Source organism: Ureibacillus xyleni (assembly GCF_900217795.1).
GTDB classification, from domain to species: domain Bacteria; phylum Bacillota; class Bacilli; order Bacillales_A; family Planococcaceae; genus Ureibacillus; species Ureibacillus xyleni.
Map to the genome: position 1 here is coordinate 1 of NZ_OBMQ01000004.1, position 26,434 is coordinate 26,434.

Annotated in this window: 27 protein-coding genes and 1 pseudogene; 21 read left to right on the top strand and 7 right to left on the bottom strand. The window is 34.7% G+C overall.

Features of this window, described 5'->3' with window-relative positions:
• Positions 1-118: 118 nt before the first annotated feature.
• The 8 genes from CRO00_RS07025 to CRO00_RS07060 all read left to right on the top strand — a co-directional run bounded on the left by CRO00_RS07025 (position 119) and on the right by CRO00_RS07060 (position 10,074).
• Positions 119-1,129 (top strand): thiamine pyrophosphate-dependent dehydrogenase E1 component subunit alpha, encoded by a 1,011-nt coding sequence (locus tag CRO00_RS07025; RefSeq protein WP_097072977.1) that lies wholly within the window; start codon positions 119-121, stop codon positions 1,127-1,129.
• Positions 1,129-2,112: an alpha-ketoacid dehydrogenase subunit beta gene (locus CRO00_RS07030; protein WP_097072978.1), complete on the top strand. Its 984-nt coding sequence runs from the start codon at positions 1,129-1,131 to the stop codon at positions 2,110-2,112. The genes CRO00_RS07025 and CRO00_RS07030 overlap by 1 nt, the downstream gene beginning before the upstream one ends.
• Positions 2,113-2,132: 20 nt before the next feature.
• Positions 2,133-3,401 carry a dihydrolipoamide acetyltransferase family protein gene (locus CRO00_RS07035; RefSeq protein ID WP_097072979.1) on the top strand — a complete coding sequence of 423 codons (1,269 nt, stop codon included), beginning with the start codon at positions 2,133-2,135 and terminating at the stop codon, positions 3,399-3,401.
• Positions 3,402-3,517: 116 nt separating this feature from the next.
• Entirely contained in the window at positions 3,518-5,218 is a 1,701-nt protein-coding gene (locus CRO00_RS07040; RefSeq protein ID WP_097072980.1) for a methylmalonyl-CoA mutase family protein, read from the top strand.
• Positions 5,215-7,365: a methylmalonyl-CoA mutase gene (gene scpA / locus CRO00_RS07045; protein WP_097072981.1), complete on the top strand. Its 2,151-nt coding sequence runs from the start codon at positions 5,215-5,217 to the stop codon at positions 7,363-7,365. The genes CRO00_RS07040 and scpA overlap by 4 nt, the downstream gene beginning before the upstream one ends.
• A complete protein-coding gene (meaB, locus tag CRO00_RS07050; RefSeq protein WP_097072982.1) occupies positions 7,365-8,444 on the top strand; it encodes a methylmalonyl Co-A mutase-associated GTPase MeaB in 1,080 nt (359 codons plus the stop codon). The genes scpA and meaB overlap by 1 nt, the downstream gene beginning before the upstream one ends.
• Before the next feature lie 77 nt (positions 8,445-8,521).
• A complete protein-coding gene (locus CRO00_RS07055; RefSeq protein ID WP_097072983.1) occupies positions 8,522-8,962 on the top strand; it encodes a BrxA/BrxB family bacilliredoxin in 441 nt (146 codons plus the stop codon).
• 101 nt (positions 8,963-9,063) lie between these two features.
• Entirely contained in the window at positions 9,064-10,074 is a 1,011-nt protein-coding gene (locus CRO00_RS07060; RefSeq protein WP_097072984.1) for an aromatic acid exporter family protein, read from the top strand.
• Here CRO00_RS07060 and prli42 read toward each other — a convergent pair.
• A complete protein-coding gene (prli42, locus tag CRO00_RS20095; protein WP_153062698.1) occupies positions 10,063-10,155 on the bottom strand; it encodes a stressosome-associated protein Prli42 in 93 nt (30 codons plus the stop codon). The two genes, CRO00_RS07060 and prli42, sit on opposite strands and share 12 nt — an antisense overlap.
• Positions 10,156-10,279: 124 nt before the next feature.
• Here prli42 and mce point away from each other — a divergent pair, with 124 nt between their 5' ends.
• From mce to CRO00_RS07085, 5 genes and pseudogenes are all read left to right on the top strand, one after another.
• A complete protein-coding gene (mce, locus tag CRO00_RS07065; RefSeq protein WP_097072985.1) occupies positions 10,280-10,693 on the top strand; it encodes a methylmalonyl-CoA epimerase in 414 nt (137 codons plus the stop codon).
• 2 nt (positions 10,694-10,695) lie between these two features.
• Positions 10,696-12,233 (top strand): annotated as a pseudogene (locus CRO00_RS07070) (acyl-CoA carboxylase subunit beta).
• 95 nt (positions 12,234-12,328) lie between these two features.
• A complete protein-coding gene (locus CRO00_RS07075) occupies positions 12,329-13,288 on the top strand; it encodes a hypothetical protein (RefSeq protein WP_097072986.1) in 960 nt (319 codons plus the stop codon).
• 68 nt (positions 13,289-13,356) lie between these two features.
• Entirely contained in the window at positions 13,357-14,469 is a 1,113-nt protein-coding gene (locus CRO00_RS07080; RefSeq protein ID WP_097072987.1) for a M20/M25/M40 family metallo-hydrolase, read from the top strand.
• 21 nt (positions 14,470-14,490) lie between these two features.
• Positions 14,491-14,976 carry a chemotaxis protein CheW gene (locus tag CRO00_RS07085; protein ID WP_097072988.1) on the top strand — a complete coding sequence of 162 codons (486 nt, stop codon included), beginning with the start codon at positions 14,491-14,493 and terminating at the stop codon, positions 14,974-14,976.
• Positions 14,977-15,422: 446 nt separating this feature from the next.
• On the opposite strand, the gene CRO00_RS07090 is transcribed toward CRO00_RS07085, so the two are convergent.
• The 4 genes from CRO00_RS07090 to CRO00_RS07105 form a co-directional block, all read right to left on the bottom strand.
• Positions 15,423-15,674, bottom strand: coding sequence for a hypothetical protein (locus tag CRO00_RS07090; RefSeq protein WP_097072989.1), 252 nt, complete (start codon positions 15,672-15,674; stop codon positions 15,423-15,425).
• 261 nt (positions 15,675-15,935) lie between these two features.
• Positions 15,936-17,882 (bottom strand): insertion element protein, encoded by a 1,947-nt coding sequence (locus tag CRO00_RS07095; protein ID WP_097072990.1) that lies wholly within the window; start codon positions 17,880-17,882, stop codon positions 15,936-15,938.
• Positions 17,872-18,108, bottom strand: a complete 237-nt coding sequence (locus tag CRO00_RS07100) for a hypothetical protein (protein WP_097073259.1) — start codon at positions 18,106-18,108, stop codon at positions 17,872-17,874. The genes CRO00_RS07095 and CRO00_RS07100 overlap by 11 nt, the downstream gene beginning before the upstream one ends.
• Before the next feature lie 235 nt (positions 18,109-18,343).
• Positions 18,344-19,021, bottom strand: a complete 678-nt coding sequence (locus CRO00_RS07105) for a VTT domain-containing protein (protein ID WP_097072991.1) — start codon at positions 19,019-19,021, stop codon at positions 18,344-18,346.
• Positions 19,022-19,149: 128 nt separating this feature from the next.
• Between CRO00_RS07105 and CRO00_RS07110 the strand changes: the two genes are divergently transcribed.
• The 4 genes from CRO00_RS07110 to CRO00_RS07125 all read left to right on the top strand — a co-directional run bounded on the left by CRO00_RS07110 (position 19,150) and on the right by CRO00_RS07125 (position 20,965).
• Positions 19,150-19,659 (top strand): DUF1648 domain-containing protein, encoded by a 510-nt coding sequence (locus CRO00_RS07110; protein ID WP_237658347.1) that lies wholly within the window; start codon positions 19,150-19,152, stop codon positions 19,657-19,659.
• A gap of 59 nt (positions 19,660-19,718) precedes the next feature.
• Positions 19,719-20,069, top strand: a complete 351-nt coding sequence (locus tag CRO00_RS07115; protein WP_161946629.1) for a fluoride efflux transporter FluC — start codon at positions 19,719-19,721, stop codon at positions 20,067-20,069.
• The gene (crcB, locus tag CRO00_RS07120; protein ID WP_097072993.1) at positions 20,066-20,410 is read left to right on the top strand and encodes a fluoride efflux transporter CrcB; all 345 of its coding nucleotides are present in this window, start codon (positions 20,066-20,068) and stop codon (positions 20,408-20,410) included. Before CRO00_RS07115 ends, crcB begins: the two co-directional genes overlap by 4 nt.
• A gap of 90 nt (positions 20,411-20,500) precedes the next feature.
• Positions 20,501-20,965 (top strand): DUF4064 domain-containing protein, encoded by a 465-nt coding sequence (locus tag CRO00_RS07125; protein WP_097072994.1) that lies wholly within the window; start codon positions 20,501-20,503, stop codon positions 20,963-20,965.
• A 35-nt stretch (positions 20,966-21,000) separates the two neighbouring features.
• On the opposite strand, the gene CRO00_RS07130 is transcribed toward CRO00_RS07125, so the two are convergent.
• A complete protein-coding gene (locus CRO00_RS07130) occupies positions 21,001-21,516 on the bottom strand; it encodes a methylated-DNA--[protein]-cysteine S-methyltransferase (RefSeq protein ID WP_097072995.1) in 516 nt (171 codons plus the stop codon).
• A gap of 131 nt (positions 21,517-21,647) precedes the next feature.
• Here CRO00_RS07130 and CRO00_RS07135 point away from each other — a divergent pair, with 131 nt between their 5' ends.
• From CRO00_RS07135 to lepB, 4 genes are all read left to right on the top strand, one after another.
• Positions 21,648-23,585 (top strand): FUSC family protein, encoded by a 1,938-nt coding sequence (locus CRO00_RS07135; protein WP_097072996.1) that lies wholly within the window; start codon positions 21,648-21,650, stop codon positions 23,583-23,585.
• Between the two features lie 112 nt (positions 23,586-23,697).
• Positions 23,698-24,267, top strand: coding sequence for a GNAT family N-acetyltransferase (locus CRO00_RS07140; protein WP_097072997.1), 570 nt, complete (start codon positions 23,698-23,700; stop codon positions 24,265-24,267).
• Positions 24,268-24,278: 11 nt separating this feature from the next.
• Positions 24,279-25,082: an ABC transporter ATP-binding protein gene (locus CRO00_RS07145; protein ID WP_097072998.1), complete on the top strand. Its 804-nt coding sequence runs from the start codon at positions 24,279-24,281 to the stop codon at positions 25,080-25,082.
• A 169-nt stretch (positions 25,083-25,251) separates the two neighbouring features.
• Complete coding sequence (gene lepB, locus CRO00_RS07150) at positions 25,252-25,821, top strand: signal peptidase I (protein ID WP_097072999.1); 570 nt, start codon at positions 25,252-25,254, stop codon at positions 25,819-25,821.
• Positions 25,822-25,872: 51 nt separating this feature from the next.
• On the opposite strand, the gene CRO00_RS07155 is transcribed toward lepB, so the two are convergent.
• The gene (locus CRO00_RS07155) at positions 25,873-26,160 is read right to left on the bottom strand and encodes a MerR family transcriptional regulator (protein ID WP_097073000.1); all 288 of its coding nucleotides are present in this window, start codon (positions 26,158-26,160) and stop codon (positions 25,873-25,875) included.
• Positions 26,161-26,434 lie beyond the last annotated feature (274 nt).

Consider the following 26,434-nt stretch of genomic DNA (forward strand, 5'->3'; position numbering starts at 1 on the left):
ACATCAAAATTCAGGGGGTGGCAAGTTTTTTTGCATAAAAGACTGTAAAACCAACGATTATTAGCGATTTATATATATAAGTTTTGACAATACGATTGCTTTGAAAGGGGATGAACAAATGAAAAATGAGAATTTACATCACCAACAATTAGGATTGTCAGATGATAAAGTGTTAAAAATGTATGAAACAATGCTGATGGCAAGAAGGCTTGATGAAAGAATGTGGCTTTTAAATCGTTCGGGGAAAATTCCTTTCGTGATCTCTTGCCAAGGACAAGAAGCGGCTCAAGTAGGCGCGGCATTTGCCCTTGATAATACAAAAGATTACATTGCTCCGTATTATCGAGATATGGGGGTTGTACTTCATTTTGGCATGACCCCAAAAGAATTAATGTTATCTGCATTTGCAAAAGCTGAAGATCCAAATTCAGGTGGTCGACAAATGCCCGGACATTTTGGACAAAAGAAAAATCGAATTCTTTCAGGCTCATCACCTGTAGCTACACAAATTCCCCATGCTGTAGGTGTTGCATTAGCAGGAAAAATGCAAAATAAAGACTATATCTCCTTTGTAACGCTTGGTGAAGGCTCAACAAACCAGGGTGATTTTCATGAAGGTGCTAACTTTGCAGGTGTTCATAAATTGCCTGTTATCATCATGGTAGAAAATAATCATTACGCCATTTCGGTACCTGTCGAACGTCAACTTGGGTGTACAAAAGTATCAGATCGTGCTATTGGGTATGGAATGGTAGGAGTTACAGTAGATGGGAAAAATCCATTAGAGGTATATAAAGTAGTTAAAGAAGCTGCTGATCGGGCAAGAAGTGGTGGTGGTCCTAGTTTAATAGAAACCGTTACGTTCCGTTTGACTGCTCATTCTTCAGATGATGACGATCGACAATATCGCTCTGCTGAAGACATTGCTGAAGGAAAAGCAAATGACCCACTACTTTTATTTAAAAATTACTTAATTGACACGAACGTCGCAACAGATGAACTATTAAATGAAATTAATGAGCGTGTTATGGCTATAGTCAACGAAGCAACAGATTACGCAGAAAATGCCCCATATGCAACTCCAGAGCATGCGATGAAGTACGTATATTGGGAAGGAGATGAAAGATAATGGCAGTAGTCTCTTATATTGAAGCGATTAATCTAGCAATGAAAGAAGAAATGGAACAAGATGAACGTGTCTTTGTTTTGGGAGAGGATGTTGGACGGAAAGGTGGCGTTTTTAAAGCAACACATGGACTTTACGAGCAGTTTGGGGAATATCGTGTCCTTGATACCCCATTAGCAGAAAGTGCAATCGCAGGTGTTGCAATTGGTGCTGCGATGGTCGGAATGCGTCCTATTGCAGAAATGCAATTTGCTGATTTTATTATGCCAGCTGTAAATCAAATTGTCTCAGAAGCTGCGAAAATGCGCTATCGTTCAAATAATGATTGGGGTTGCCCCATTGTTGTTCGTGCTCCATTTGGTGGTGGTATTCATGGTGCACTTTACCATTCTCAATCGGTTGAGGCGTTGTTTGCAGGTACGCCCGGATTAAAAATCGTCATACCATCCACTCCATATGATGCAAAGGGGTTATTAAAGGCGGCCATTCGTGATGAGGATCCTGTCTTATTTTTTGAACATAAACGTGCCTACCGATTAATTAAAGGTGAAGTACCTGCTGATGATTATATAGTACCAATAGGAAAAGCAGATATTAAACGACAAGGCGATGATATTACCGTTATTACTTATGGTCTAGCTGTTCATTTTGCCCTGCAAGCTGCAGAACGGTTAGCGATGGATGGAATTGAAGCCCATATTTTAGATTTACGTACAGTTTATCCTCTAGATCAAGAAGCAATTATCGAAGCTGCAAGTAAAACTGGAAAAGTGTTGTTAATTACTGAAGATAATAAAGAAGGTAGCATTATGAGTGAAGTGGCCGCAATAATTGCTGAACATTGCTTATTCGAACTTGATGCACCAATTCAACGACTTGCAGGCCCAGATGTACCAGCAATGCCTTATGCACCAACAATGGAAAAGTATTTCATGATTAATCCTGAAAAAATAGAACAAGCAATGAGAAATTTAGCAGCGTTCTAGTTCGATAGGGGGTATTTTAGGTGGCAACTGAACAAATATTAATGCCTCAGTTAGGAGAAAGTGTAACAGAAGGCATAATAGAAAAATGGCTCGTTCAACCAGGGGATAAAGTGAATAAATATGATCCGCTAGCTGAAGTCGTAACAGATAAAGTAAATGCAGAAATCCCTTCTTCTTTTACTGGAGTAATTACAGAGCTGATTGCAAAAGAGGGAGAGACTCTGCCTGTTGGAGCTGTTGTTTGTACGGTAGAAGTAAACGATGAGAAACAAGCAGAGCCAACACAGGTAAAGTCAAACATTAGTACAGCAATTTTGAATGCAGGCAGTATGAAGCAACCCACTAATGAAATGCGTCAAAAAAAGCGATACTCTCCAGCAGTACTTAAGCTTGCAGAGGAACACAATATAGATCTACAGCTTATTGAAGGTACCGGGCTAGAAGGGCGTATTACCCGTAAAGATATTCTACACTATATCGAGTCTGGGCAAATACCACAAACTCAAAAAGAAGTTCAACAACCAAAAAATGTGGACAAACAAGATAATTCTTTGCAAGAGACGTTTGTTCCGACAAGTACATCAACCCATGATCTAGAAATCCCTGTAACACCAATACGTCGTGCGATAGCGAACAATATGGTGAGAAGTAAACAGGAAGTACCTCATGCATGGATGATGATGGAGGTGGATGTAACGGAGCTTGTGGCCTACCGAAATCGTATAAAAAATGAGTTTAAAGAAAGAGAAGGCTTTAATCTAACGTACTTTGCATTTTTTGTAAAAGCGATAGCACAGGCATTAAAAGAATATCCACAAATGAATTCGGTATGGGCAGGAGAAAAAATTATCCAAAAAAAGGATATCAATATTTCGATTGCCGTTGCAACAGAAGATGCATTATTTGTTCCTGTTATAAAAAATGCCGATGACAAAACTGTAAAGGGCATTGCGAGAGAAATTCATGAGTTATCATTACTTGTTAGAACAGGAAAATTGCGATCTGAACATATTCAAGGTGGTACATTCACAGTAAACAATACAGGGTCATTTGGGTCTGTACAATCCATGGGCATTATTAATTACCCGCAGGCTGCAATCGTACAAGTTGAATCTATTGTAAAGAGACCTATAATAATGAATAATAATATGTTTGCTGCCCGTGATATAGTAAATTTATGTTTATCTTTAGATCACAGAATTTTAGATGGATTGATTTGTGGGAAATTTCTAAATAAAGTGAAAGATATCCTCGAAAAAGCAAATTATAAAGATTTTTCAATTTACTAAACAGCTACGGAAGCCTTATATATAAAGGTTTCCGTTATTTTTTTGCTTTATTGGTCGTGGTTTCTAATGTAGAATAAAATTATCTTTATTAAAGGGGGAAGCTGTAGAGCGAATTTATGTCAATTCAAATGAAAGATATCGAATTTCAGACAGCAAGTTATGATCAATGGAAAGAAGAAGCAATAAAAGCATTAAAGGGGAAACCATTTGAAACGCTCTTCACAAATCTTGCAGAAGACGTAACACTATCACCACTTTATACACAAAGTATGTTGGTGGACAAACTTGGTGAAGATTTAGAAAAGCAAATCGCAACGATTCGTTCACTTCAAAGTTCGGAGCAATTGCTAGCTGCTCAACAGATTTTTGGAGATACTGCGGAACAATTTTTCGCAGGATTACAAGATAGTATTGAAAGAGGAAATAATTGTATAACAATTGATAGCCGTACAACTTTCAAATGGGAAGAAGAAAATCTTCAAAAGTTAGCAAGCTATTTAATTGAATATCCTTTTAAATTTATTGTTCAAAATAAAAACGACTCCCTTTTACAAGTTTTTAATAAATTCGAACAAGCTGACAAAGAAAAAGTGAATGGATTTATCATCTCGGATTCACCAGTTGAACTAGATGATTTTGACAATGTCCGTACTTTCTGTGCGAATACTGTTACATATCATTATGAAGGTGCAAATGCAGTACAAGAATTAGCAATTGCATTAGCAATAGCTGCAAAGCAAGTAAAAGAAAATAATTTTGAGCAATTCTCTAAAAACTTCTTTGTAAACTTTGCAATCGATACACAGTTCTTTGTAGAAATTGCAAAACTTCGTGCATTTAGAGTGTTATGGAAAGCATTTTCTTCTGCTTACGGGGTTACGAATCCGATCGCTGTACCAATTGTGGCAGAAAACTCTTTACGTAGTTACTCAAAATTAGATGTGTATGTTAACTTACTACGTGCTGGTAATGAAGCCTTCTCTGGTCTTATTGGTGGGGCAGATGCATTTACAGTACACCCACATGATGTTTTATCAAAACCAACAGATAAATCAATTCGTATTGCACGAAATGTTTTATTAGTTTTAAAAGAGGAATCACAAGTAGAAAATGTTTTAGACCCAGCAGGTGGATCATATTTTGTGGAAACATTAACTGCGGAATTTGTTGAAAAAGCATGGGCACTTTTCCTAGAAATTGAAGAGTTCGGTGGATTTGATGCATACGTTGAATCCGGTAAATTACAAGCAAGTATTGTAGAGGTTTATAACGACCGATTAAAAGCTGTTGAAACACGTAAACAATCGTTAATTGGTACAAATATTTACGCAAATCCTGTTGATGAATTACCAGCAGAAACAAACGAAACTTTTGCATCGATAAAACGTTTACCAATTCCTTTTGAACAGTTACGTGAAAAATACAATGCAGCTCAACCAAAAATTGCAATTTTAACTTTTGGAAAATTAAAAGATTTCAAACCACGTGCAGATTTTGTTGCCGGATTCTTTGCTACAGCAGGTGTGACACCAGATCAATCAGGAGAAATTTTATCCGTAGAAATAGCTAAAGAATGGTTACAAAATGTAAATTACGATTATGTCATTGTAGCTGCAAAAGATGAAGATACAAAGGAACTTGTGCCAACCCTTCTTTCGGTAAAACCTGAAAACTTAATACTAGATGCTGCAGGTAAATTTAAAGACGAACAATCCGAATGGTTAGAAAAAGGACTAAACGGCTTTATTTTTGCAGGACAAAATATCGTTGAAAAGTTAAACGAGGTACTTGAAAGTGTGAAGGGGGTACAACAATGACAAATCCAAATTTTAAATCAGTTAATATTGGACAAGTATTATTAGAAGAAAAACTTACAACTACAGAAACCTTTATGACAAATGAAGGAATTGAAGTAAAAGAATTTTATAATAAAGAAGACATTCAACATGTGAAACATTTAAATGATGTATCAGGAATCGCACCAAATACGCGTGGGCCATACCCAACAATGTATGTTGCACGTCCTTGGACAGTTCGTCAATATGCAGGTTTCTCTACTGCGGAAGAATCCAATGCCTTTTATCGACGCAATTTAGCGATGGGACAAAAGGGATTATCTGTTGCCTTTGACTTAGCTACACACCGTGGTTATGACTCAGATCACCCTCGAGTTAAAGGGGATGTTGGTAAAGCTGGAGTTGCCATTGATTCGATTGAAGATATGAAAATTTTATTTGATGGAATTCCACTTGATCAAATGTCTGTTTCGATGACGATGAACGGTGCTGTTTTACCAATTATGGCCTTTTATATTGTCGCTGCAGAAGAGCAAGGGGTTACACCAGAAAAGCTGGCAGGTACTATTCAAAACGACATTTTAAAAGAATACATGGTTCGTAACACATACATTTATCCACCAGAAATGTCGATGAAAATCATTGCAGACATTTTCGAATATACAAGTAAATTTATGCCGAAATTTAACTCGATTTCAATTTCAGGCTATCATATTCAAGAAGCTGGAGCGACTAACGATATCGAGTTAGCGTATACATTAGCAGACGGTCTTGAGTACGTACGAACAGGCTTAAAAGCAGGAATTGATATTGATTCCTTTGCGCCACGTTTGTCATTCTTCTGGGCAATCGGTATGAATTATTATATGGAAGTAGCAAAAATGCGTGCAGCACGCCGTATTTGGGCGCAAATGATGAGTACATTTAACCCGAAAAATCCAAAATCTTTAGCATTACGTACTCACTCACAAACTTCAGGATGGTCATTAACAGAGCAAGATCCATTCAACAATGTTACTCGTACATTAGTTGAAGCAAACGCAGCTGCAATGGGTCATACTCAATCTCTTCATACAAATGCGCTAGATGAAGCGATTGCATTACCGACAGATTTCTCAGCACGTATCGCTCGTAATACACAATTGTTCTTACAAGAAGAAACAGGAATGACAAAGGTAATTGATCCATGGGGTGGTTCTTACTATGTTGAGAAACTAACGGAAGAATTAACTGAAAAAGCATGGGCATTAATTGAAGAAATTGAAGAATTAGGTGGTATGGCAAAAGCAATCGAAACAGGCCTGCCAAAAATGAAAGTAGAAGAGTCTGCGGCAAAACGTCAAGCGAAAATCGATTCTAAGACAGAAACAATTGTCGGCGTAAATAAATATTTATTAGATGTTGAAGAACCAATTGAAATTTTAGATATCGATAACACGCTGGTTCGTCAAAAACAAATTGAACGACTAGATGCATTAAAAGCAAATCGTAACGAAGAAGAAGTGCAAAAGCATTTAGCAAGACTTACTAATGCAGCAGAGACAGGTGATGAAAACTTACTTGCTGTTGCAGTAGATGCGGCTCGTGCTCGTGCTTCATTAGGTGAGATTTCAGACGCAATTGAAAAAGTATCAGGTCGTCATAAAGCAATCATTCGTTCGATTTCTGGCGTATATTCTTCAAACTTCTCAGATGATGAACTCATCCAAGAAGTAAAACAAATGACAGAAGAGTTCCTTGAAAATGAAGGTCGCCGCCCGCGTATTCTTGTTGCAAAAATGGGACAAGATGGACACGATCGTGGAGCAAAAGTAGTAGCAACAGGCTATGCGGACTTAGGCTTTGACGTTGATATTTCCCCACTATTTATGACACCAGAAGAAGCAGCACAAATGGCTGTTGAAAATGATGTTCATTGTGTTGGTGTATCTTCTTTAGCAGCAGGACATAAAACATTAGTTCCTGAGCTTGTAGAAGAACTGAAAAAACTTGGTCGCGAAGATATTATCGTCATTGTTGGTGGCGTTATTCCTGCACAAGATTATCAATATTTATATGATGCTGGGGCTGTTGCGATTTTCGGTCCAGGTTCAGTAATCCCAGTTTCAGCAATTAAAATTATTGAGGAAATCTACAAACGATTAGGTTACGAGGAAGTGACAGAATAATGGATGGACGTAATTCAATGCCAGAAAAAAGTGCTCTAGAAGTAAAGCCTGGTGTTGAAGGTGGCCATGACGGAATGAAAGTAACACCTAAAAAGTTTCGAAAAAAGAAACAGCAACAAGTAGACATTCAAAAACTAGCTGGCGAAGTGCGAGAAGGTGTTCGTACTTCGCTATCTAAAGCAATCACCCTTATTGAAAGTTCTAATACGGAGCATAAAGAACAGGCCCAAAGCTTACTACAAGAACTGTTACCTTACACCGGAAACAGTATCCGAATTGGAATAACAGGTGTTCCTGGTGCGGGAAAAAGTTCATTTATCGAGGCTTTCGGTTCCATGCTTTGCCATATGGGAAAAAAAGTAGCCGTACTTGCAATTGATCCTAGCTCATCTCTTTCAGGAGGGAGTATATTAGGAGATAAAACAAGGATGGAGGAACTAAGCCGCAATCAAAATGCCTTTGTTCGACCTTCTCCAAGTGCCGGGACTTTAGGTGGGGTTCATAAAAAAACTCGCGAAACGATGCTCTTATGTGAAGCAGCTGGTTTTGATGTTATCTTAATCGAAACGGTCGGTGTTGGTCAAAGTGAAACCTTTGTACGGGGAATGGTTGATTTCTTCTTACTTCTAGTGTTAACAGGTGCTGGAGACGAGCTCCAAGGAATGAAAAAAGGCATCATGGAGTTAGCTGATGGCATCATTGTTCATAAAAGTGACGGTGATAATATTCCAAAAGCTAGAAAAACGGTTCGAGAATATATGCAAATCCTACATTTCCTACAACCGGCTACTCCTGGTTGGATGAGTCAAGCGCTTCCCGCATCATCTCTTGAAAAAACAGGTTTACAGGAAGCATGGGACATGATTTGTCAGTTCGAAAAGACAATCAAAGAGTCATCTTATTGGGAAACAAGAAGATTAGAACAGACCCGTGAATGGTTCCAATCCATGATTGTCGACCATTTAATCGACTCATTTTTCAATGATCGTGATAAAAAGACTCAAGTAAAAACACTTGAAAATGCCATTTTAAAGGGTGAAATAACAGTAACGCAAGGTGTGTTAAAGTTATTTTCTTAAATAGAGTGAATGAGTGTTTTTAACATGAAAAGCAGGATGTTTATGTTAAAATGGGTAGTTGAAAGGAGCGATAAATTATGAATATGGATTATGATTTATTTATGGAGGAAATTAAAAGAACAGCACGTACTGAAATTGAGTCTGCAGGGTATGAACAACTGCGTACTCCAGAAGAGGTAGAACAAGCATTTGCTCGTCCTGGTACTACACTTGTAATGGTGAACTCTGTATGTGGTTGTGCAGGAGGAATTGCTCGTCCAGCAGCAGCGAATGCAGTTCATTATGATAAACGACCAGACCATTTAGTTACAGTATTTGCTGGTCAAGATAAAGAAGCAACAGCAGCAGCACGTCACTTCTTTGGTGAAGATCATATTCCTTCTTCTCCATCTTTTGTACTTTTAAAGGATGGAAAAGTAGTAGCGGATATTGGTCGTCATGAGATAGAAGGTCACGACCCAATGTCTGTTATAACAAACTTACAGGCAAACTTTGAAGAGTATTGTGAAGAAGTTTAATTTTTAAAATAAAGACACGTCCTTAAAGTATAACGCTTTAAGGACATGTCCTTTCTTTTATAAACAACGATGTAAATGGCACTGATTAAGGAGGAACTTTTATAAAGAAGTTTAAAATTGGTTATCGAACAATTAAAACCGCAGTCGGTGCATCAATTGCGTTATTTATTGCTGGATACTTTAACTTACATTTTTCTAGTTCAGCTGCCATTTTAACAATTCTCTGCGTTCAAACGACGAAAAAGAAATCTGTACATGCCGTTTATACTAGAGTTGTGGCGAGTATCATCGGGATGATTTTTGCCTTCATAGCCCTAGAAACTTTTGGCTATTATCCGATTGTTTTAGGCATAATGTTATTATTATTCATTCCAACAATTGTTTCGTTAAAAGTTTCGACCGGGTTTATTTCAAGCGTTGTTATCATGATGCACATTTATAATGAGGGTAATTTTACTATTAATTTATTGCTAAATGAGCTTGCTTTAATGGCAATTGGTTTTGGAACAGGTCTTGCGGTAAACATGTATATGGGCGATTTTCAAAAAGAATTGGATCACTACATTGTACAAGTAGAGGGATTATACCGTTCGATATTTTCAGAAATTGTCAAATATTTGCGCAATGGTGATACTTCTTGGGATGGAAAAGAGATTATTGAAGCGGTTAATTTGTTAAATAAAGCAAAATCACTCGCCTTTAAAGATGTTGAAAACCACTTAACAAGAAAAGAAAATCAATATTATTTATATTTTGATATGCGAGAAAAGCAGCTAGAAATTATTGAAAGAGTGTTGCCAAAAATTACAACTCTCCCTGTTATGGTACAACAAGCAGAACTTGTTGCGGATTTTATGGAGGAATTGTCAAATAACGTTCATTCAGGTAATACTGCCAAAAAATTCAGAAGTAAATTAGAAGATGTAAAGTTAGAGTTTGCTCAAATGCCATTACCTGAAAACCATGAAAAGTTTCTGGCAATGGCCTCACTATATCAATTTATTGAAGAGATGGATGAATATTTAGTGATTAAGCAATCCTTCAAAGGAATTAAAAGAAAAAAGCGATTACCAAGTAACAGTAATCGCAAAGATAAAGATTTAGAAGAATGATAGACCGAATGCTAATGTTGAAATGACCATTATGGCTATCATGCAATATACAACTATTTTTTGAAACTTTTTATTACTCATATGCTCGTACTCTCCTTCTTTTCTTAGATTTAGTTTATCAAATTTGAAAATTTTCTCAAGTATGTAGCGAGTTGTTTTTAAATTCGTTACAATAGATATGTACTATAACAGAAGGGGTGTCACAATGAAAAAAGTGGATCATATTGGTATTGCTGTTAAAAACCTAGATGAACGTATTACATATTATACCGAAACATTGGGGTTAAAGTTATTAAAAATAGAAGAGGTTCCATCACAAAATGTACGAGTGGCATTTATTGATGCAGGCAATGTAAAGTTTGAGTTATTGGAACCAACAAGTGAAGATAGCGCAATCTATAAACATATTGAAAAGCGCGGAGAAGGAATACAGCACGTTGCTTTTGGTGTAACAGGTATTCGTGAAAGAATGCAAGAGTTACGAGAAAAAGGTGTAAGAATCCTATCAGATGAACCAAAGCCAGGTGCTGGTGGAGCAGAGGTTGCATTCCTACACCCGAAAGATTCATATGGGGTTTTATACGAGCTATGCGATAAAAGTGGAAAAGGGGATCAGTAAAAATGGATATGTTCGATAAAATTAATGAAATGTATGATCGTAAGCGTGAAATCGAGCTTGGTGGGGGAGATGCTCGAATTGAAAAACAACACGAAAAAGGTAAATTAACTGCTCGTGAACGAATTGATTTATTACTAGATGAGGGTACATTTGTTGAAATCAATCCTTTCATTACTCATCGAACTACTGACTTTGGTATGGATAAACAAGTTGGACCTGGTGACGGTGTTGTAACAGGCTTTGGTAAAGTAAATGGACGTAATGTTTATTTATTTGCACAAGATTTCACAGTTTTCGGTGGAGCGCTTGGTGAAATGCACGCAATGAAAATTGCAGCTGTAATGGACTTAGCTGCAAAAAATGGTACACCATTTATCGGTATTAATGACTCTGGTGGTGCTCGTATTCAAGAAGGGGTACTTTCACTAGATGGGTACGGACACATTTTCTATCGTAACGCAATTTATTCAGGTGTGATTCCACAAATTTCAGTAATTATGGGGCCATGTGCAGGTGGAGCAGTATATTCACCAGCAATTACAGATTTCATTTTAATGGTGGATAAAACCTCACAAATGTTCATTACTGGACCAAAAGTTATTGAAACGGTAACTGGTGAAAAAATTTCTTCCGAAGATCTTGGTGGTTCAAAAGTACATAACACGATTAGTGGGAATGCTCATTTCCGTGCTCCTTCTGAAGAGGATTCAATTGAACAAATTCGCAAACTATTAAGTTACTTACCACAAAGCAATAAAGAAAAAGCGCCAAAATATCCGAAGCCTGAGGGTGATGATTATCGTCCAGATATCATCGATTATGTTCCAATCGAACCTACTAAACCTTACGATGTTCGTAAAGTAGTAGAACAAGTAGTTGATGAAGGGTCATTTATGGAAGTTCATTCTGAGTTCGCGAAAAAGGTTTTGCACGTATTGCTGGTGAATCAGTAGGTCTTGTATGTAACCAACCAAAAGCTTTAGCTGGTGGTTTAGACATCGATTCATCAGATAAAGCAGCACGCTTCATTCGTACTTGTGATGCTTTCAATATTCCAATCATCACATTTGAAGACGTATCTGGTTTCTTCCCAGGTGTTAAACAAGAACACGGTGGAATCATTCGTCACGGTGCAAAAATTTTATATGCTTACTCAGAAGCAACTGTTCCAAAAATCACTGTCATCCTTCGTAAAGCATACGGTGGAGCATACGTTGCTTTAAACTCCAAATCAATTGGTGCGGACTTAGTATTTGCTTGGCCAAATGCAGAAATTGCTGTTATGGGTGCAGCTGGTGCAGCAAACATTATTTTTGCAGGAGAAATTGCAAAATCAGCTGATCCTGAAGCGACTCGCGCGGCTAAAATCGAAGAATATAAAGAGAAGTTTGCAAACCCTTATGTAGCAGCATCTCGTGGTATGGTGGATGATGTAATCGACCCACGCGATACTCGTATTAAATTAATTCAAGCATTAGATATGTTAGATAAAAAAGAAGAATCAAGACCAAACAAAAAACACGGAAATATTCCTCTTTAATAATACAAAAAGAGTTGTCCTAAACCCTGGGCAGCTCTTTTTATTTGAAACAATTTCCAATATAAATCGTAAGAATAGATAGGAGGGGAATGTAAATGAATTTTGAACTATTAACCCAAAAACAAGAAGTGATATTTTTAGAATTAAAGAAATTAGAAAAACTTAAAACGAAAAAGATTGTACTTTCGGACCAAATAGAAAAAGTAGAGCGAGAAATTACGGATAATGAAAATCAATTGAAAGAATTACGAGAAAAACTAAAAAAATTAGACCATTTTTCATTTATTAATTTATATCGTAACTGGACAGGAAAACAAGAAGAATTACGTGCTGAAAAAATTGATAAAGCAGCAACGATCGAGCTTAGATTATGTGAAGCAATTTTAATTAAAAAGGATTTCCTAAAGGATTTAGAAGCGATTAACAATGAATTATCTCAAAAAGACGAACAGGCAATGTTGAATCATTATGAAGAGATTACAAAGAAAAAGAAAATGTGGATTAACAATCATCAACCGTCGTTAGCTGAACAATTATCTCAACTTGAAACAAAAGAAAATAATTGCAAAAAATTAGAAAAAGAAATTGAGGAGGCTGAGGCTGCTGGTAATAATGCAATTAAAGCGCTCTATACAGCATTTGAATCATTAGAATCTGCTAGTACTTATTCGACTTGGGATACATTCTTAGGTGGTGGAATGATTGCTACCCATTTGAAATACGAAAAATTAGATGAGTCAGAATCTGCTATTCATAGAGTGCAAATAGAACTACAAAGATTTAAAAATGAATTATTAGATATTCAAGAAATGAGCACAAGACACCTCGATGTTAACACAGATGGTTTCGTAAGGTTTGCTGATTATTTCTTTGATGATATATTTTCTGCATGGTCTGTCCATTCGAAAATATCATCTTCCAAAGAGCAAATTTCAAGGGTGTTAGGTGATGTTCGAAATACGATGAACGGATTAGCAGAAAAGAAGAAAATCGTAAAACAAGAATTACAAACGGTTCATCAAACGAAAAAGGACATTCTAGCTCTCGCGATGTAACATGGTTGTTTTCATTGTTGTAGAGGCGTAAAATAAGGAAATATAAACAAATAAAGGAGTCTTTCAAAATGAACAGCCGTTTAGTAAACGAATTTTTAGAATTGGTGCAAATTGATTCAGAAACTAAAAATGAAGCAATAATTGCACCTATTTTAGTGGAAAAGTTAGAAGAGATGGGTTTTGAAGTATTTCAAGATGATGCACATACTCGTAACGGTCACGGTGCAGGGAATATTATTGCAACATTAAAGGGCACTTTAGAAGTCGAACCAATTTATTTTACTGTGCATATGGATACTGTGGTACCTGGTGTCGGTATTAAACCAGAAATTCGTGAAGATGGCTATATTTATTCAGATGGAACAACCATTTTAGGTGCAGATGATAAAGCAGGAATGGCAGCATTATTTGAGATGGCACGCCGATTAAAAGAACAAAATATCGAACATGGCACACTTCAATTCATCATTACTGCAGGTGAAGAAAGTGGATTAGCTGGTGCGAAAGAATTAAATTCAGAACATATTATTGCAAAATATGGTTTTGCAGTGGATAGCGATGGTAAAGTAGGTGGCATCGTTACGGCAGCGCCATACCAAGCAAAAATTGAAACAACAATCTATGGAAAAACTGCCCATGCTGGAGTTGCGCCAGAGAAAGGAATTTCAGCTATCACCCTTGCTTCAAAAGCTATTGCAAAGATGAAACTTGGCCGTATTGATGAAGATACAACAGCAAATATTGGCCGTTTCGAAGGTGGAAAGGCTACAAATATTGTTTGTGATGAAGTTTATATCTTAGCCGAAGCTCGTTCAATATTTAAAGAAAAACTAGATGACCAAGTTGCACATATGAAAGAAACTTTTGAGCAGGTGGCAAAAGACTTAGGTGGCCGTGCTGAAGTTTCCGTAAAACTAATGTATCCAGGTTTTTCTGTAACTGAAGAAGATAAAGTGGTACAAGTGGCAATGCAAGCTGTACAAAACATTGGACGAGAAGTAGTGCTTGGTCAATCAGGTGGGGGAAGTGATGCAAATGTCATTTCAGGTTTCGGTATTCCGACTGTAAACCTTTCTGTCGGTTATGAAGAAATTCATACGACAAATGAACGAATGCCTATTGAAGAGTTAGAAAAATTAGCCGATTTATTAGTTGAAATAGTAAAATGTTCTACAAAATAACTCATTTTGAGAGGTGAAGTTATGGCGTTCGAAAAAACCGTAATATTCCGTTGTGGTAACGAAGACTATGCAGTTCCTGTTGAACAAGTGGTATCGATTGAAAAAATAGGAAGGATTACGCCGATTCCTCATTTACCTAATTATTTATTAGGTTTTGCTAGGGTTCGAGGGGAGTTAATTCCGGTCATTGACTTTAATCGAATTCTCTACAATAAACAAAGTATGGGGGAACATTGTCGGATGATCGTGTTAAACACCGACATAGTTAATTTTGCATTAGTTGTGGATGAAGCAAAGGAAATCTTAAATTTTTCCCCATCAGAAATCCAACAAGTAGGTCTTGTAAATTACTCAAAAACTCGCTACTTTACTGCTGTTGCAAACTTAGAAAATCGGATGATCACATGTGTAGATCCAAAAATATTAGTAAATTCATTGGAAGGCATTCGAGAGATTATTGAGTATTTACATAAGATGCTTGAAAACGAAAAAAATGTAAATGCCTAAAAACAATACATTATTTAAAAAGAAGCTAGTCGATTAACGTAACCCGTTCAGTTTAGTGGTACAAACATTTGAAATAACAGTCAAATTAGCAATAATTTGGAACTTAGATTATCCCCTTAATTGACATACTAATTAAAAGTGTAATTAGCGATAATTTCCGCACATAAAGGGCTTTGTTCATCGATTTTTATTAAAAGTCAAGAAAACAATTGCAAAAACCTATCATTAAATATTCAATTATAATGTCACACATCCATATAATATATAAGGAACAGGATAGATGAACAGGTATTACACCTGCTTACATCTATCCTGTTTTTAAATAAAAAGGCTCTGCTTAACAATATTATTTTTAATCAATAAAAACGTATTCGACAAAATATCAAATACGTTTTTTTGTTCCTGTAAAAATGAAATATATCCCATATCCTCTTAATATAAAATATCTATGGCACTATCGATAAGAAAATAAATGCTCCACCACTAAATACTAATAGTAATGCCAAACTAAGTATCCAACCTAAATAACTATTTAAATCTATAAAACCAATGAAAGTCAAAACATACACAATAAATCGTTTAAAAATAGAGGTTTCTTCTTTGACCATTTTCAATTCTTCTTTAAAATCGGAATACCCAAACGGAATCAAACAAAGACCTAAAAAAATTAGTATAATACCTATAATAACTGGTGACATATTTCTCCACCTCCTAAAGTAACTTTTTTCATTATATATTACCATTTTATTAATATTCCATTTTTATAAAGTGCATTTTTTGGGTATAAAAAGAGCAGCTCTATTAAATAGAGCCTAAGTAAAAAGTGAATAAGAATTGATTTCAAAGAAAAAAACATTACTTAGGCATTTTCAACAAACCAATGTGTACACATTATGTTGTAAGCCAAATTAAATCGCAAAGAGGTGCAATATGAATTTTAAATCTCCCCTCTTTTTATTTCACCGTTTATAAATAATATCCCCCCAAGAATACACCTTAGACGCTATTCCAAGTCGTTGAGCAGGTGTTTGATTCTTTCCATTCGTTTTAAAAGTCAGACAGAAGTTATAGTATGTTCGAAGAATGGTAATCGCCATTTGAGAATACTTCGGGTTAAAATTTGCATAAATATAACTTTTGCCATCTCCACGAGCAGTAACGAGGGGTCTTTCTAAAATAGATAACCTTCTACGTACAGTCTGAAAAAAAGCATTAATGGCATTATCATTCACTCTTACAAGTGCAGATGCAAGTTGATATTCTGTTAAATGATTAAGGTCAGTTATTACATCCAGTTTTCGATTTCCTCTGTCCTTTGATGGGATTGGATGGTCTATCCTATTTCTTAGTTGCTTATAATAAATTTCACTATTTGGTGCGACATTCCTTTCTTGGAATTGGTGTTTTTTAAGTTCTTCTTCCAAATACCAAACTGCGAGTTCTTCAAGGTTACGATAGGTATAACCTTTTGCTTTTGCCCAATGTTTAAGTTCTGAAATAGATTGTAAGTATAAGTCTTTCGCTTGTTTTCTCGTTAAATTTTTATCAGTTAAACAAAGGAAGTAATGACCGTTCTTAATTTTGATTTCCTCTTTAAAAACGCTAAAGATGGACTTCTTTAATGAGTCGTCTTCATCGGAGATAAATCTCCATTTCTTCACTTTTACCAATTTTTTTATCAACCAAAAATGGGCAATACTTGTATAGGTTTGTCCTACGTGAAGACCATCTACAAAATTACTCCTCAAATCAAACTGTTCTAAATCCTTCATATATTCTGCTCTCGTTTGTGTGTCATTTAGTGTAGGTACAATTGGAGAAACTCCATATCTTCCAAACCGTTCATATCTTCTTAAATAACCTGCTAAATGGTCATCCTTATAAATCTTAGTATTTGAAACAATGTCCTCTAAGGAAATGTCCCAGTCAAAACATAAATCTGAACGGAATACATATCGAGAGTCTTTATCAGCAGAAGCAACAATATAAGTTGGTAATTGTTTATCTTCAATTGCAGTACCTCTGTTCCTTCCTCTCCCTTTTTTCAATACATTATTTAAAACATAGTGCAATTTATCTGTTGTAATCCACATTTCGGGGAATTCGGTTTTCGCTAATTTTTTCGTTTCGTGTGTTTCCAAAAATTCAAGGCAACACCTATATAGCCATTCTAATTTCTGATAATACGTCCCTTTAGCGATTTCTAATATTTCACAAGCTCGATTGATAGGAACCTTATTAACAAGCAGTTTAGCAAATGTAGGCAATACTTCATTTCGTTTTTGATTAAACTTTAAATTCTCATTTTTGTTTGGTAGTACACTTGTAATCTTTTTGCATGTTTTACATTGATAGCGTTGAGAGTTAGCCGAATTTTTACCACGTTTATAAAAAGCATTTAGATTTGATTTAGGTGTATGATGTTCATTTGGGCAAACAGGTTTGTGAAAATCGTACTCTTTTGTTACTGGTAGGAGGGAATTAATTCTAATTAATCGTTCAATTTCTTCTGCAACAGACCAATTTGATATAGCAGTTGTTGAGCATTTGTCTATTGGGGGAGAAGTAAGGTCAACACGTTCTGGATTACAATTAATAAAATGGGCATCTCTACTACTTCCTGATATTTTATAGCGATAAGGTTTTGATTTAATTTCAAATCGTTCCTGTGGCAGACCGTAATTCTTACATAAAGGGTTTGTACAAGCGTTAAATTGAATTTCATGTATTATTCCTTTGTATTTAAATGTAACAGATTTAAAAGCGTTCTTAGTTCTAAGTGTATTGAATTTTTTGGGCGTTAAATTGTCGTATTCAAGATTGCGACTTTTCAATTCGTCATCCGAAACAGGTGAATCAATTTCAATAGAGCGAAGATTGGATGGGAAAAGCTCCTTATAAATCATTTTCGTTCAACTCCAAATCTTTCAGTATTCTTCTGTTGTTTCGTTTCTTTTTAATATGCTCTTTGAAATTTGTATCAAGAAGTAAATTATTCAAGAATTGCGATACAACTTCTTCTTCCGAATAACCTGTATATTCTGCGTAATGTTCAACTAAACGAATAGTCTTTTGGGGAAGTGACCAATCCACTTTAGTCGTTTTCAAGTTTTTCGGTTCAATAAATTTCAATTTTAACACCTCTTTTAACATTGGAATTAACAACCTAATTAGCATGATTTTAACACATAACAATAACAATTGTTAGCTTGATGATTTGATTGCTAATTGGAGTGCTAATAATGATATAAATTCATTGAAAACACCTATATTACAACAAAAAATAGACTACCAATTAGTATGCTAATTAGTAGTCTATTTCTGTGTTTAATTTTAATTTTGTACCAGACAACTGAACGGGTTACGATTAACGATTAGCTTCTTCTTTTAATGTTTCTTCACTTAAATGCTTTTTGCGGAATTGAGTTAGAAAACCATATATACTTGGAATAAACATAATCATTGTAATACATGACAATGTGAATAGTAGGTTATTTTCAATCCAAGGGACATTTCCTAAAGCAAAGCCTGTCCCAAGCCAGATTGTTGTCCAAATCAATGCGCCAATCACATTATAACGCACAAAGTTTTTATATGGGAGACCAGTAAATCCACAAATAAATGGAGTCATTGTCCTCATGAGTGGAATAAAGCGAGAAAATGTAATGGCAACTCGGTCATATTCTAATAAAAATTCTTTCGCTTTTTCAATGGATGTTTGTGGGATAATTTTTAAAAATAATTTACGATTAGATGAAAATTTACTCAATGTTTTACCAATTAAATAGTTGTTACTATCGGCAAATGAAGTCGCAGAAAAGAAAAGAATAAATAATATAAATACACTTAAACGATCCATTGCAGCAATTGTACCACTTGCAAAAACGAGAGAATCGCCAGGAAGAAACGTCAATATAACAAAACCTGTTTTCCCAAAAACAATAAGGAATAAAATTAAATAAATAAATAACCCCAATTGGTCGATGTAACCATAAAGTTCGCTATCCAACCTATGTAAAAAATCGAGTATGTTCGGTATACTCATGGTACCAATCTCCAATCTGTCTAAGTATCCTTTGTAAAGTGTACCCAAATGATGAAACTTTTAAATTATTGTATACGTATTCTAAATAAGAAGATTATATTCGTATACTTTCTGAGGGAGGGCTTGTGTTGAATGGAAAATTACCATACCGTCCAATTGTTCATATTCCAAAAACGAAAATAGAAAAAATGACGGATATAATTTGTTTTGGATTATTTGTTTTATCATTAGTGTATGTAGTATTCAATTGGGGGAAAATACCAGATGAAATTCCTGGTCACTTTAATGCAACCGGCGAAGTAGATCGATGGGGTTCAAAGTATGAACTTTTTATTTTACCAATCATAGGAACGTTACAATTTATATTGATGAGCCTTTTAGAAAAGGCCCCACATATGCATAATTATCCTAAGAGAATAAATGCATCGAACGTAGAACAATTTTATCTGCAAAGTCGCAAATTGTTGAATGTAATAAAAAATATTAGTTTACTTATGTTTGGGTTTTTAATTGTTCAAATTGTTAGAGTTACGAAAGGGGATATTCAAACACTAGGAGCTTGGTTTATGCCAATCCTAATCGGTATTATTTTCATTGTTGTTGTCATTGGAATTTTTCAACAGAAGAAAATAAAGTAGAGTACTAACGACTATCCTTGTGCTTTTAAAAAAATTGGTTACTTATTGGAGAAAAGAATTTGCAAAATGTTATACAAGTGTTTCTAGGAGGAACAATAGGAGCAATTTTAAGGTATGCCATCCAAATCGTTGTTGGAACTTTCGGGATGTTATGGATTGTTAATGTTATAGGTAGCTTTCTATTAGGTTGTCTCAATGGTTATTTTGAGAAGAAAGAAAGCAAATTAAAATTGTTTTTTACAACAGGAATGTTAGGGACTTTTACGACTTTTTCTACATATTCTGAAAGCTCTTTTAATATGTTAATAGAAGGTCCTCTTACTGGATTTTTATTTATTATTGGGATGACGTTAGCTAGTATTTCAGCTGCGTTTTTAGGTTACTTTTTCATCCGGGGGAAAAAACAATGAGTTGGCTATTAGTTGCATTAGGGGGAGGTTTAGGAGCTGCGCTAAGATATACCGTTCAAGTTTTAATAACAAAGGTTTCTATGCCTTCCTACTGGTCCACTATACTTGTCAATTTAATAGGTTCATTTTTTATAGGTTTTATTGCTTCCTGGGAAGTTAATAATCAATTGGTCTTTTCACTTTTAACAATTGGTTTACTTGGTGGCTTTACAACTTTTTCAACTTTTTCCTATGATGTTGTAAAGCTTGTTGACCAAAAGCAAATTTGGAAAAGTTTTGTATACGTTATAGTTAATATTTTAGGCGGCTTACTCTTTTTCTGGATTGGCTGGAGATTTTAAACTTCACTTAGTAGGAATCTTAATGTTAATTGTACAGATAAATTACTGCACATTAATGTGAGAAAAAATAGATTATTAAGAGGTGTTTATATGAAGAGAACAGGTGAAAAGGCATTAAGTATCATTTCCGTTGTGTTAAATGCAATTTCTGTAGGTATTTTAATCTTAATGTTAATTGGGAGTAAGATGATTGTAAACGATCCACTGCTTAATACGGAAATAGAAAACTCCTTGGCTGGATCAGGCTTTACTGAGCAAGAAATTGTGGAAAGTGTAGATTTTATGGGAGATTTCCTAATTTTTATTAGTACGATTGGTTGGTTATTTGTTGTACTAGGTGTAATTAGCATTGTATTAGCGATTGTTGGAGCTGTAAAAGTCAATGCTAATCCAAAAGTAGCAGGTATTTTATTTATCATCGCTTGTGTATTGTCTGGAATTATTTCATTACCTGGAATATTACTTATTATCGCCGGCATTATGTGTTTTGTTCGAAAACCAAAAATAATGACACCAATTGAAGCTCGAGATGAAAATGGGTACATTATCGAATAATAAGAAGCAGTGCAAAAATTTGCACTGCTGTTTTATTATTTAAAAGGGATTCCTTCATGTTGAAGTAACATTTCTTTTACATCAAGACCACCACTGTAGCCTGTTAAAGTACCATTTTTACCGAGGACACGATGACAAGGTATGACGATGGATAAAGGGTTTCTTCCAATCGCTGTTCCAACAGCTCGTACAGCCTTTGGGTTACCAATCATTTTCGCAATATCAGAATAACATTTCGTTTGTCCATACGGTATTTCATTTAGAACTTTCCAAACATCCATTTGAAATTTTGTTCCTCGAATATCAAAAGGAAAGCTAAAATGGTTTCTTTTTCCTTCAAAATATTCAACTAATTCTTTCTCATATTGAAGTAGACGGCTGCGATCTTCAATGATGCGAGCATTTGGAAATTGCTTTTTACACCACTTTTCTAAATCATCAAACGACGAATGGTGTGTGCCTAAAAAACAAAGGCCGTTGTTTGTGGCAGCAAAATAAACTTGCCAATGATTATATATTAGTGAAGATGAATAGATTAATGTTTCTGCCATATATATTCCTCCATGAACACTATTTTAACACGTCGATGCAGCATTGTTTATTATTATATGGTCGTTGATTATGGAAGTAGTAAAAAGGAGATTATAATTATAGTAATCACAAGGTTAGGGAGAAGATATTAATGGAGGAAGGAAAAAGTTCGCCTTCAATTTTTAGACAAGCATTAACAGTCAATAAAAAACCGTTTCCATGGTTAAAAGCAGTGCTTGCAGGCATAGCTTCAGGGCTTCCAATCTTAATCATGCTGTTATTTAACAATTTACAGTATGGGTTAATTGCTGCATTAGGTGGATTTACCTATCTTTATGTTTTTCCAATTCCTTACGTGCTTCTTGCAAAAAAGTTAGCATGGGTTGTACTAGGAATTAGCGTTTCTGTATTTTTAGGAACGATACTCGCACCATTTCCAATTATATCTGCCATTACGATGGGTTTAATTGGAGCTACGGCATTTTTTACATTTGGGGCATTTCGATTTATTGGTCCTTCCGCTATTTTCTTTGTGTTAGTTTTTGCAATGTCAACAGGAATGCCGATAGCACCTGAAGAAGCGTTTTTACGTACAGGATTAGTATTTTTGAGTGGTATACTTTCATGGTGTATTGCCATGTCAGGTTGGTTTTTTAATCCACATGGTCCCGAGAAAAATGCAGTAAAAACAACTTATATAGCTTTAGCTCAACTAGTAGACGCTTTAAGTACTAAAAGCGTAAATGAAGCTCAATATCATGTAATGAAAAGTATGAAAGATACAAGTCAAACATTAGCTTCTGGCTACTCAAAGTGGCATACATCTAATCTTTTCTATCAACTATATGAACTAAATAATATTGCAAATAAAATTTACTTAGGAATGATTGAAACAAATACCATCCAACAACCTAAAGAGCTAGGAGAAGCCTTAAGAAAAATTGCACTAGTTTTAGAGTCAAAAGATATTGAAAGTGCTGCAAAACACATTACACTATTTGAACCAATCTTTCAAAATGAACAAACGTCTTTAATAGCTAAAGAAATTTTCAATGCAAAAGATTGTTTGAATGCTAAATCAAAAACTTCAGAAGAACTTCATTTTACTACACCAACGATTAAGAGAGTTTTTGTTGGAGCATTAAACAAAAATTCAATTATTTTAATCAATGCATTACGATTTGGGATTTTTACTTTTCTTGCTGCATTTATAGCCTATGAATTTCACTTAAATCGCTCATTTTGGGTACCGTTATCATGTGCTGCCGTCATGAGCGGAGCAACAGTGATTGCTACTTTCCATCGTGCGATACAACGAGGTTTAGGAACCATTTTGGGGATTATTGTTGCGAGTGTACTTTTAGCATTTCATCCATCTGGTTATTTCATTGCCCTTTTTGTATTTTTATTAACGTTTATTACCGAATTGTTTATCGTAAAAAATTATGGCTTAGCAGCATTATTTTTTACGCCGAATGCATTAATCATGGCTGAAGCAGGTGCTGTTGGGGATTATTCTTTTATTTATTTTGCGACTACGCGTTTAGTCGATGTCATAATTGGTATTGCAATTGGCTTAATAGGTGTTTGGCTAGTTGGTAGAAATTCTGCTTCAAGTCGTTTACCACACCTCATTTCAAAAACCATTCGAAGCCAAGCTCAAGTATTTTTTGTTGTGTTTTCCAATAAAAAAATTTATAAAAACTATGGAAAGAATATTGAATTTAACAAAATGAATACCAACTTAACAAATTTGAATATGGTATTTGATGCAGCAACTGGGGAAATTCCAAAAGATAAAAAAGCTTTGGAATATTATTGGCCAATCATACACTCACTTGAGGAGATGGCATTTTTATTAGAAAAGTCATCAAGAAATAAGGAGCGGCAGACTTTAGGAGATGAAAAGCTCGCGAAGATATTATTAGTGTTAGAAGAAATGGCTCATGCGGCTGATAGGAAAGAAAGAGCACCTTTAAATGCAATACCTGTACTCAATGGTTTTCTAATTATACAAGACACTTTACAACAATTGAGAAAAAATTTAATGGGCTGTGGTGAAAATATCGTTCCTAAACAATCTTTATAATTTCTGACGAATCCTCTTACCAAAAAAGGTGAGGGGATATTTTTATTTATTTTCAAATTATTGAAAAATATTAATGTTGTTGTATTAAAATAGATGGTAGTGAGGGGGAGTTATGATGTTATTAGAAAATAGTATAGTGAAAATTCGACCATTGCAAATAGAAGATGTTGATGCAATTTATGAAGTAGCAAAGTATCCTGAAATATGGACACATATGTCTATTAATGTTGATTGCAAAGAAGATGCATTGAAATATGTTGAAAGTGCATTAAAAATAAAAGAAACAGGTACTGAAATTCCACTCGTCATTATTGATGTAAAAACAAATACAATCATTGGCTCTACAAAATTAATGGATATTGACCAAAAACATAAACGGGGAGAAATTGGCTTTACATGGTTAACACCGAGTTATTGGAGAACCTCAATCAACACAAATTGTAAATATTTATTATTAAGCTATTGCTTTGAAGTTTTAGGATGGCACCGTGTTCAAATTAAAACCGACCATGAAAATATCCGCTCTCAAAAGGCAATTGAACGCATTGGTGCAAAAAAAGAAGGTATCTTACGCAATCATATGATTCGAAAAGATGGTACGATTAGACATACAGTAATGTTTAGTATTACAAATGATGAGTGGCCACAGACGAAAAGCTATATGGAACAATTATTAAAATAGTAGGTGTAAACATGATCTTAATACAAAATGTTAGTTATTATCGAAATCAAAAAGATATATTAAAAGATGTTAGTTGGAGAGTTGAAAAAGGTCAGCATTGGTCAATTCTTGGATTAAATGGTTCTGGAAAAACAACCATATTAGATATTATTAACGGTTATATATTCCCTCAATATGGGCAAGTTGAAGTTTTAGGAAATTTTTTTGGCAAATCGTATATTCCTAATGTTCGCAAAGAAATAGGTTTAGTAAGTAGCTCACTACAGCATAAAATAAAAGATTATGAAACAGGTTTAAGTGTCGTGTTAAGTGGCAAGTTTGCTTCAATTGGTTTATGGGAAGCAGTAGAAAAAGAAGATGTTCAGCAGGCTTTAAAGTTTATGCAATTATTAGGCTGTGAACATTTGCAAGATGAAGAGTACGGTGTCTTATCTCAGGGTGAGCGGCAACGAGTTTTAATTGCTAGAGCTTTAATGGCAAATCCTAAAATTCTAATTTTAGACGAACCTTGTAACGGACTAGATTTAATTGCACGTGAAGAATTGCTTGGTGTAATTAATACACTTTCTACTAAAGAAGATAGCCCCACTTTAATCTATGTGACGCATCATGTGGAAGAGATATTACCTTGTTTTACTCATACGCTATTATTGAAAAAAGGAGAAGTTTTTGCACAAGGCCCGTCAAAAGAACTGTTAACAGAAGAAAAATTATCAAAATTTTATAATCGTCCTGTATCAGTTCAAGTCGAGCAAAACCGCACTTGGCTTGCGTTAAAGGCAGAAGAAAAAAAAAATAGTTTTGGTATTTTATAGAGGGTAAATTAATAAAATACTATAGTTTGCTCTTTAAGAGTTGGACAAGTTAGATATCTATTGTTACAAAAAGAATACATTTTCGTTAAAATTTTCCGACAATATTTCCTTTCAATAACGGATTATTATAAAATATTATTAATAATTTGGTACAAGAAGGGGGAAGTGTATGCAGCCGAAACCAAAAAGTGAATTTTTGTCATGGTTAGTTGCAATATTTTTTGGAATAATCATTGCATTTATTTGTCGTGAGTTTGTTATATCTCCCCTTGTTGTTAAAGGTGCCTCTATGATGCCAACGTATGAAAATAAAGATGTAATTATTATTAGTAAAATAAGTGATATAGACCGATTTGACCATATTGTTTTTAAAGCTCCCTATGAAGACGAATATTACATAAAGCGAGTAATCGGTCTTCCTGGCGATACAGTTGAAATGAAAGATGATATTTTGATTATTAACGGCGTTGAATATGACGAACCTTATGTTAATCGTAATACAGAAAATCCATTTCAAAAAAGGGTAACAGAAAACTTTACTTTAGAAGAATTAACTGGTGAAAGTAAAGTTCCTGAAAATTTTCTATTCGTTTTAGGAGACAACCGACTTAGAAGCTCGGATAGCCGCCATTATGGATTAATTTCGATGGATGCCATATTAGGTGAATCGAAATTTCGAATATATCCTATCGCTGAACTAAAACTTTTTTGGGGCAAAGAGGAACAAAAAATAGAATAAGATTTACAAAAAAATGACATTAACTAAAAAAGTTAATGTCATTTTTATTTATTATAATGGCGCAAGCGGTGATGAAACTTCCTTCATACTTGATTGCTCTCTTCGTTTTAATTCCTTTCGTATCTCGGTCGTCCATACCCCGTCCTCTAGGTGGTTTGCAATTTCGATTAATCTTTCGACGTCTAAAAAAGAATATTTTCTTATACCTGTTTTCGATCTTTCTGGAAAAATTAGTTTTCTCGTTTCATAATAACGAATTTGTCTTTCAGAAAGTCCTGTTAATTCACTGACCGTTCCAATAGATATAACTTTTTTACTACGATAATCGCTGGTAGGCATTTGCAAACACCTTCTTTCAAAAAATTCTGATAATTTTTATCTATCATTTTACATTTATTTGAAAGTAATGACAATAATATAATAACTATTAATATGTAAAATTTCATCACATAGTTTTAGTCAAATTTCGTACTTTACAACGATATTTGGAATATATTGTCGGAAAATAAATTTTATGTAAGAACATCTGACAAACTAGATGTGATAAAAAACTTCCAAAACTATACTTAAATAGAACTAGTTCATTACTAGTAATAGAAACTAGAAATAGGGG

Bases quoted from the DNA above. Each gene is read 5' to 3' on its own strand.
- CRO00_RS07025 (WP_097072977.1), top strand. From the start codon at position 119: ATGAAAAATGAGAATTTACATCACCAACAATTAGGATTGTCAGATGAT.
- CRO00_RS07030 (WP_097072978.1), top strand. From the start codon at position 1,129: ATGGCAGTAGTCTCTTATATTGAAGCGATTAATCTAGCAATGAAAGAA.
- CRO00_RS07040 (WP_097072980.1), top strand. From the start codon at position 3,518: ATGTCAATTCAAATGAAAGATATCGAATTTCAGACAGCAAGTTATGAT.
- scpA (WP_097072981.1), top strand. From the start codon at position 5,215: ATGACAAATCCAAATTTTAAATCAGTTAATATTGGACAAGTATTATTA.
- meaB (WP_097072982.1), top strand. From the start codon at position 7,365: ATGGATGGACGTAATTCAATGCCAGAAAAAAGTGCTCTAGAAGTAAAG.
- CRO00_RS07055 (WP_097072983.1), top strand. From the start codon at position 8,522: ATGAATATGGATTATGATTTATTTATGGAGGAAATTAAAAGAACAGCA.
- prli42 (WP_153062698.1), bottom strand. From the start codon at position 10,155: ATGAGTAATAAAAAGTTTCAAAAAATAGTTGTATATTGCATGATAGCC.
- mce (WP_097072985.1), top strand. From the start codon at position 10,280: ATGAAAAAAGTGGATCATATTGGTATTGCTGTTAAAAACCTAGATGAA.
- CRO00_RS07075 (WP_097072986.1), top strand. From the start codon at position 12,329: ATGAATTTTGAACTATTAACCCAAAAACAAGAAGTGATATTTTTAGAA.
- CRO00_RS07080 (WP_097072987.1), top strand. From the start codon at position 13,357: ATGAACAGCCGTTTAGTAAACGAATTTTTAGAATTGGTGCAAATTGAT.
- CRO00_RS07085 (WP_097072988.1), top strand. From the start codon at position 14,491: ATGGCGTTCGAAAAAACCGTAATATTCCGTTGTGGTAACGAAGACTAT.
- CRO00_RS07090 (WP_097072989.1), bottom strand. From the start codon at position 15,674: ATGTCACCAGTTATTATAGGTATTATACTAATTTTTTTAGGTCTTTGT.
- CRO00_RS07095 (WP_097072990.1), bottom strand. From the start codon at position 17,882: ATGATTTATAAGGAGCTTTTCCCATCCAATCTTCGCTCTATTGAAATT.
- CRO00_RS07105 (WP_097072991.1), bottom strand. From the start codon at position 19,021: ATGAGTATACCGAACATACTCGATTTTTTACATAGGTTGGATAGCGAA.
- crcB (WP_097072993.1), top strand. From the start codon at position 20,066: ATGAGTTGGCTATTAGTTGCATTAGGGGGAGGTTTAGGAGCTGCGCTA.
- CRO00_RS07125 (WP_097072994.1), top strand. From the start codon at position 20,501: ATGAAGAGAACAGGTGAAAAGGCATTAAGTATCATTTCCGTTGTGTTA.
- CRO00_RS07130 (WP_097072995.1), bottom strand. From the start codon at position 21,516: ATGGCAGAAACATTAATCTATTCATCTTCACTAATATATAATCATTGG.
- CRO00_RS07135 (WP_097072996.1), top strand. From the start codon at position 21,648: ATGGAGGAAGGAAAAAGTTCGCCTTCAATTTTTAGACAAGCATTAACA.
- CRO00_RS07140 (WP_097072997.1), top strand. From the start codon at position 23,698: ATGATGTTATTAGAAAATAGTATAGTGAAAATTCGACCATTGCAAATA.
- CRO00_RS07145 (WP_097072998.1), top strand. From the start codon at position 24,279: ATGATCTTAATACAAAATGTTAGTTATTATCGAAATCAAAAAGATATA.
- lepB (WP_097072999.1), top strand. From the start codon at position 25,252: ATGCAGCCGAAACCAAAAAGTGAATTTTTGTCATGGTTAGTTGCAATA.
- CRO00_RS07155 (WP_097073000.1), bottom strand. From the start codon at position 26,160: ATGCCTACCAGCGATTATCGTAGTAAAAAAGTTATATCTATTGGAACG.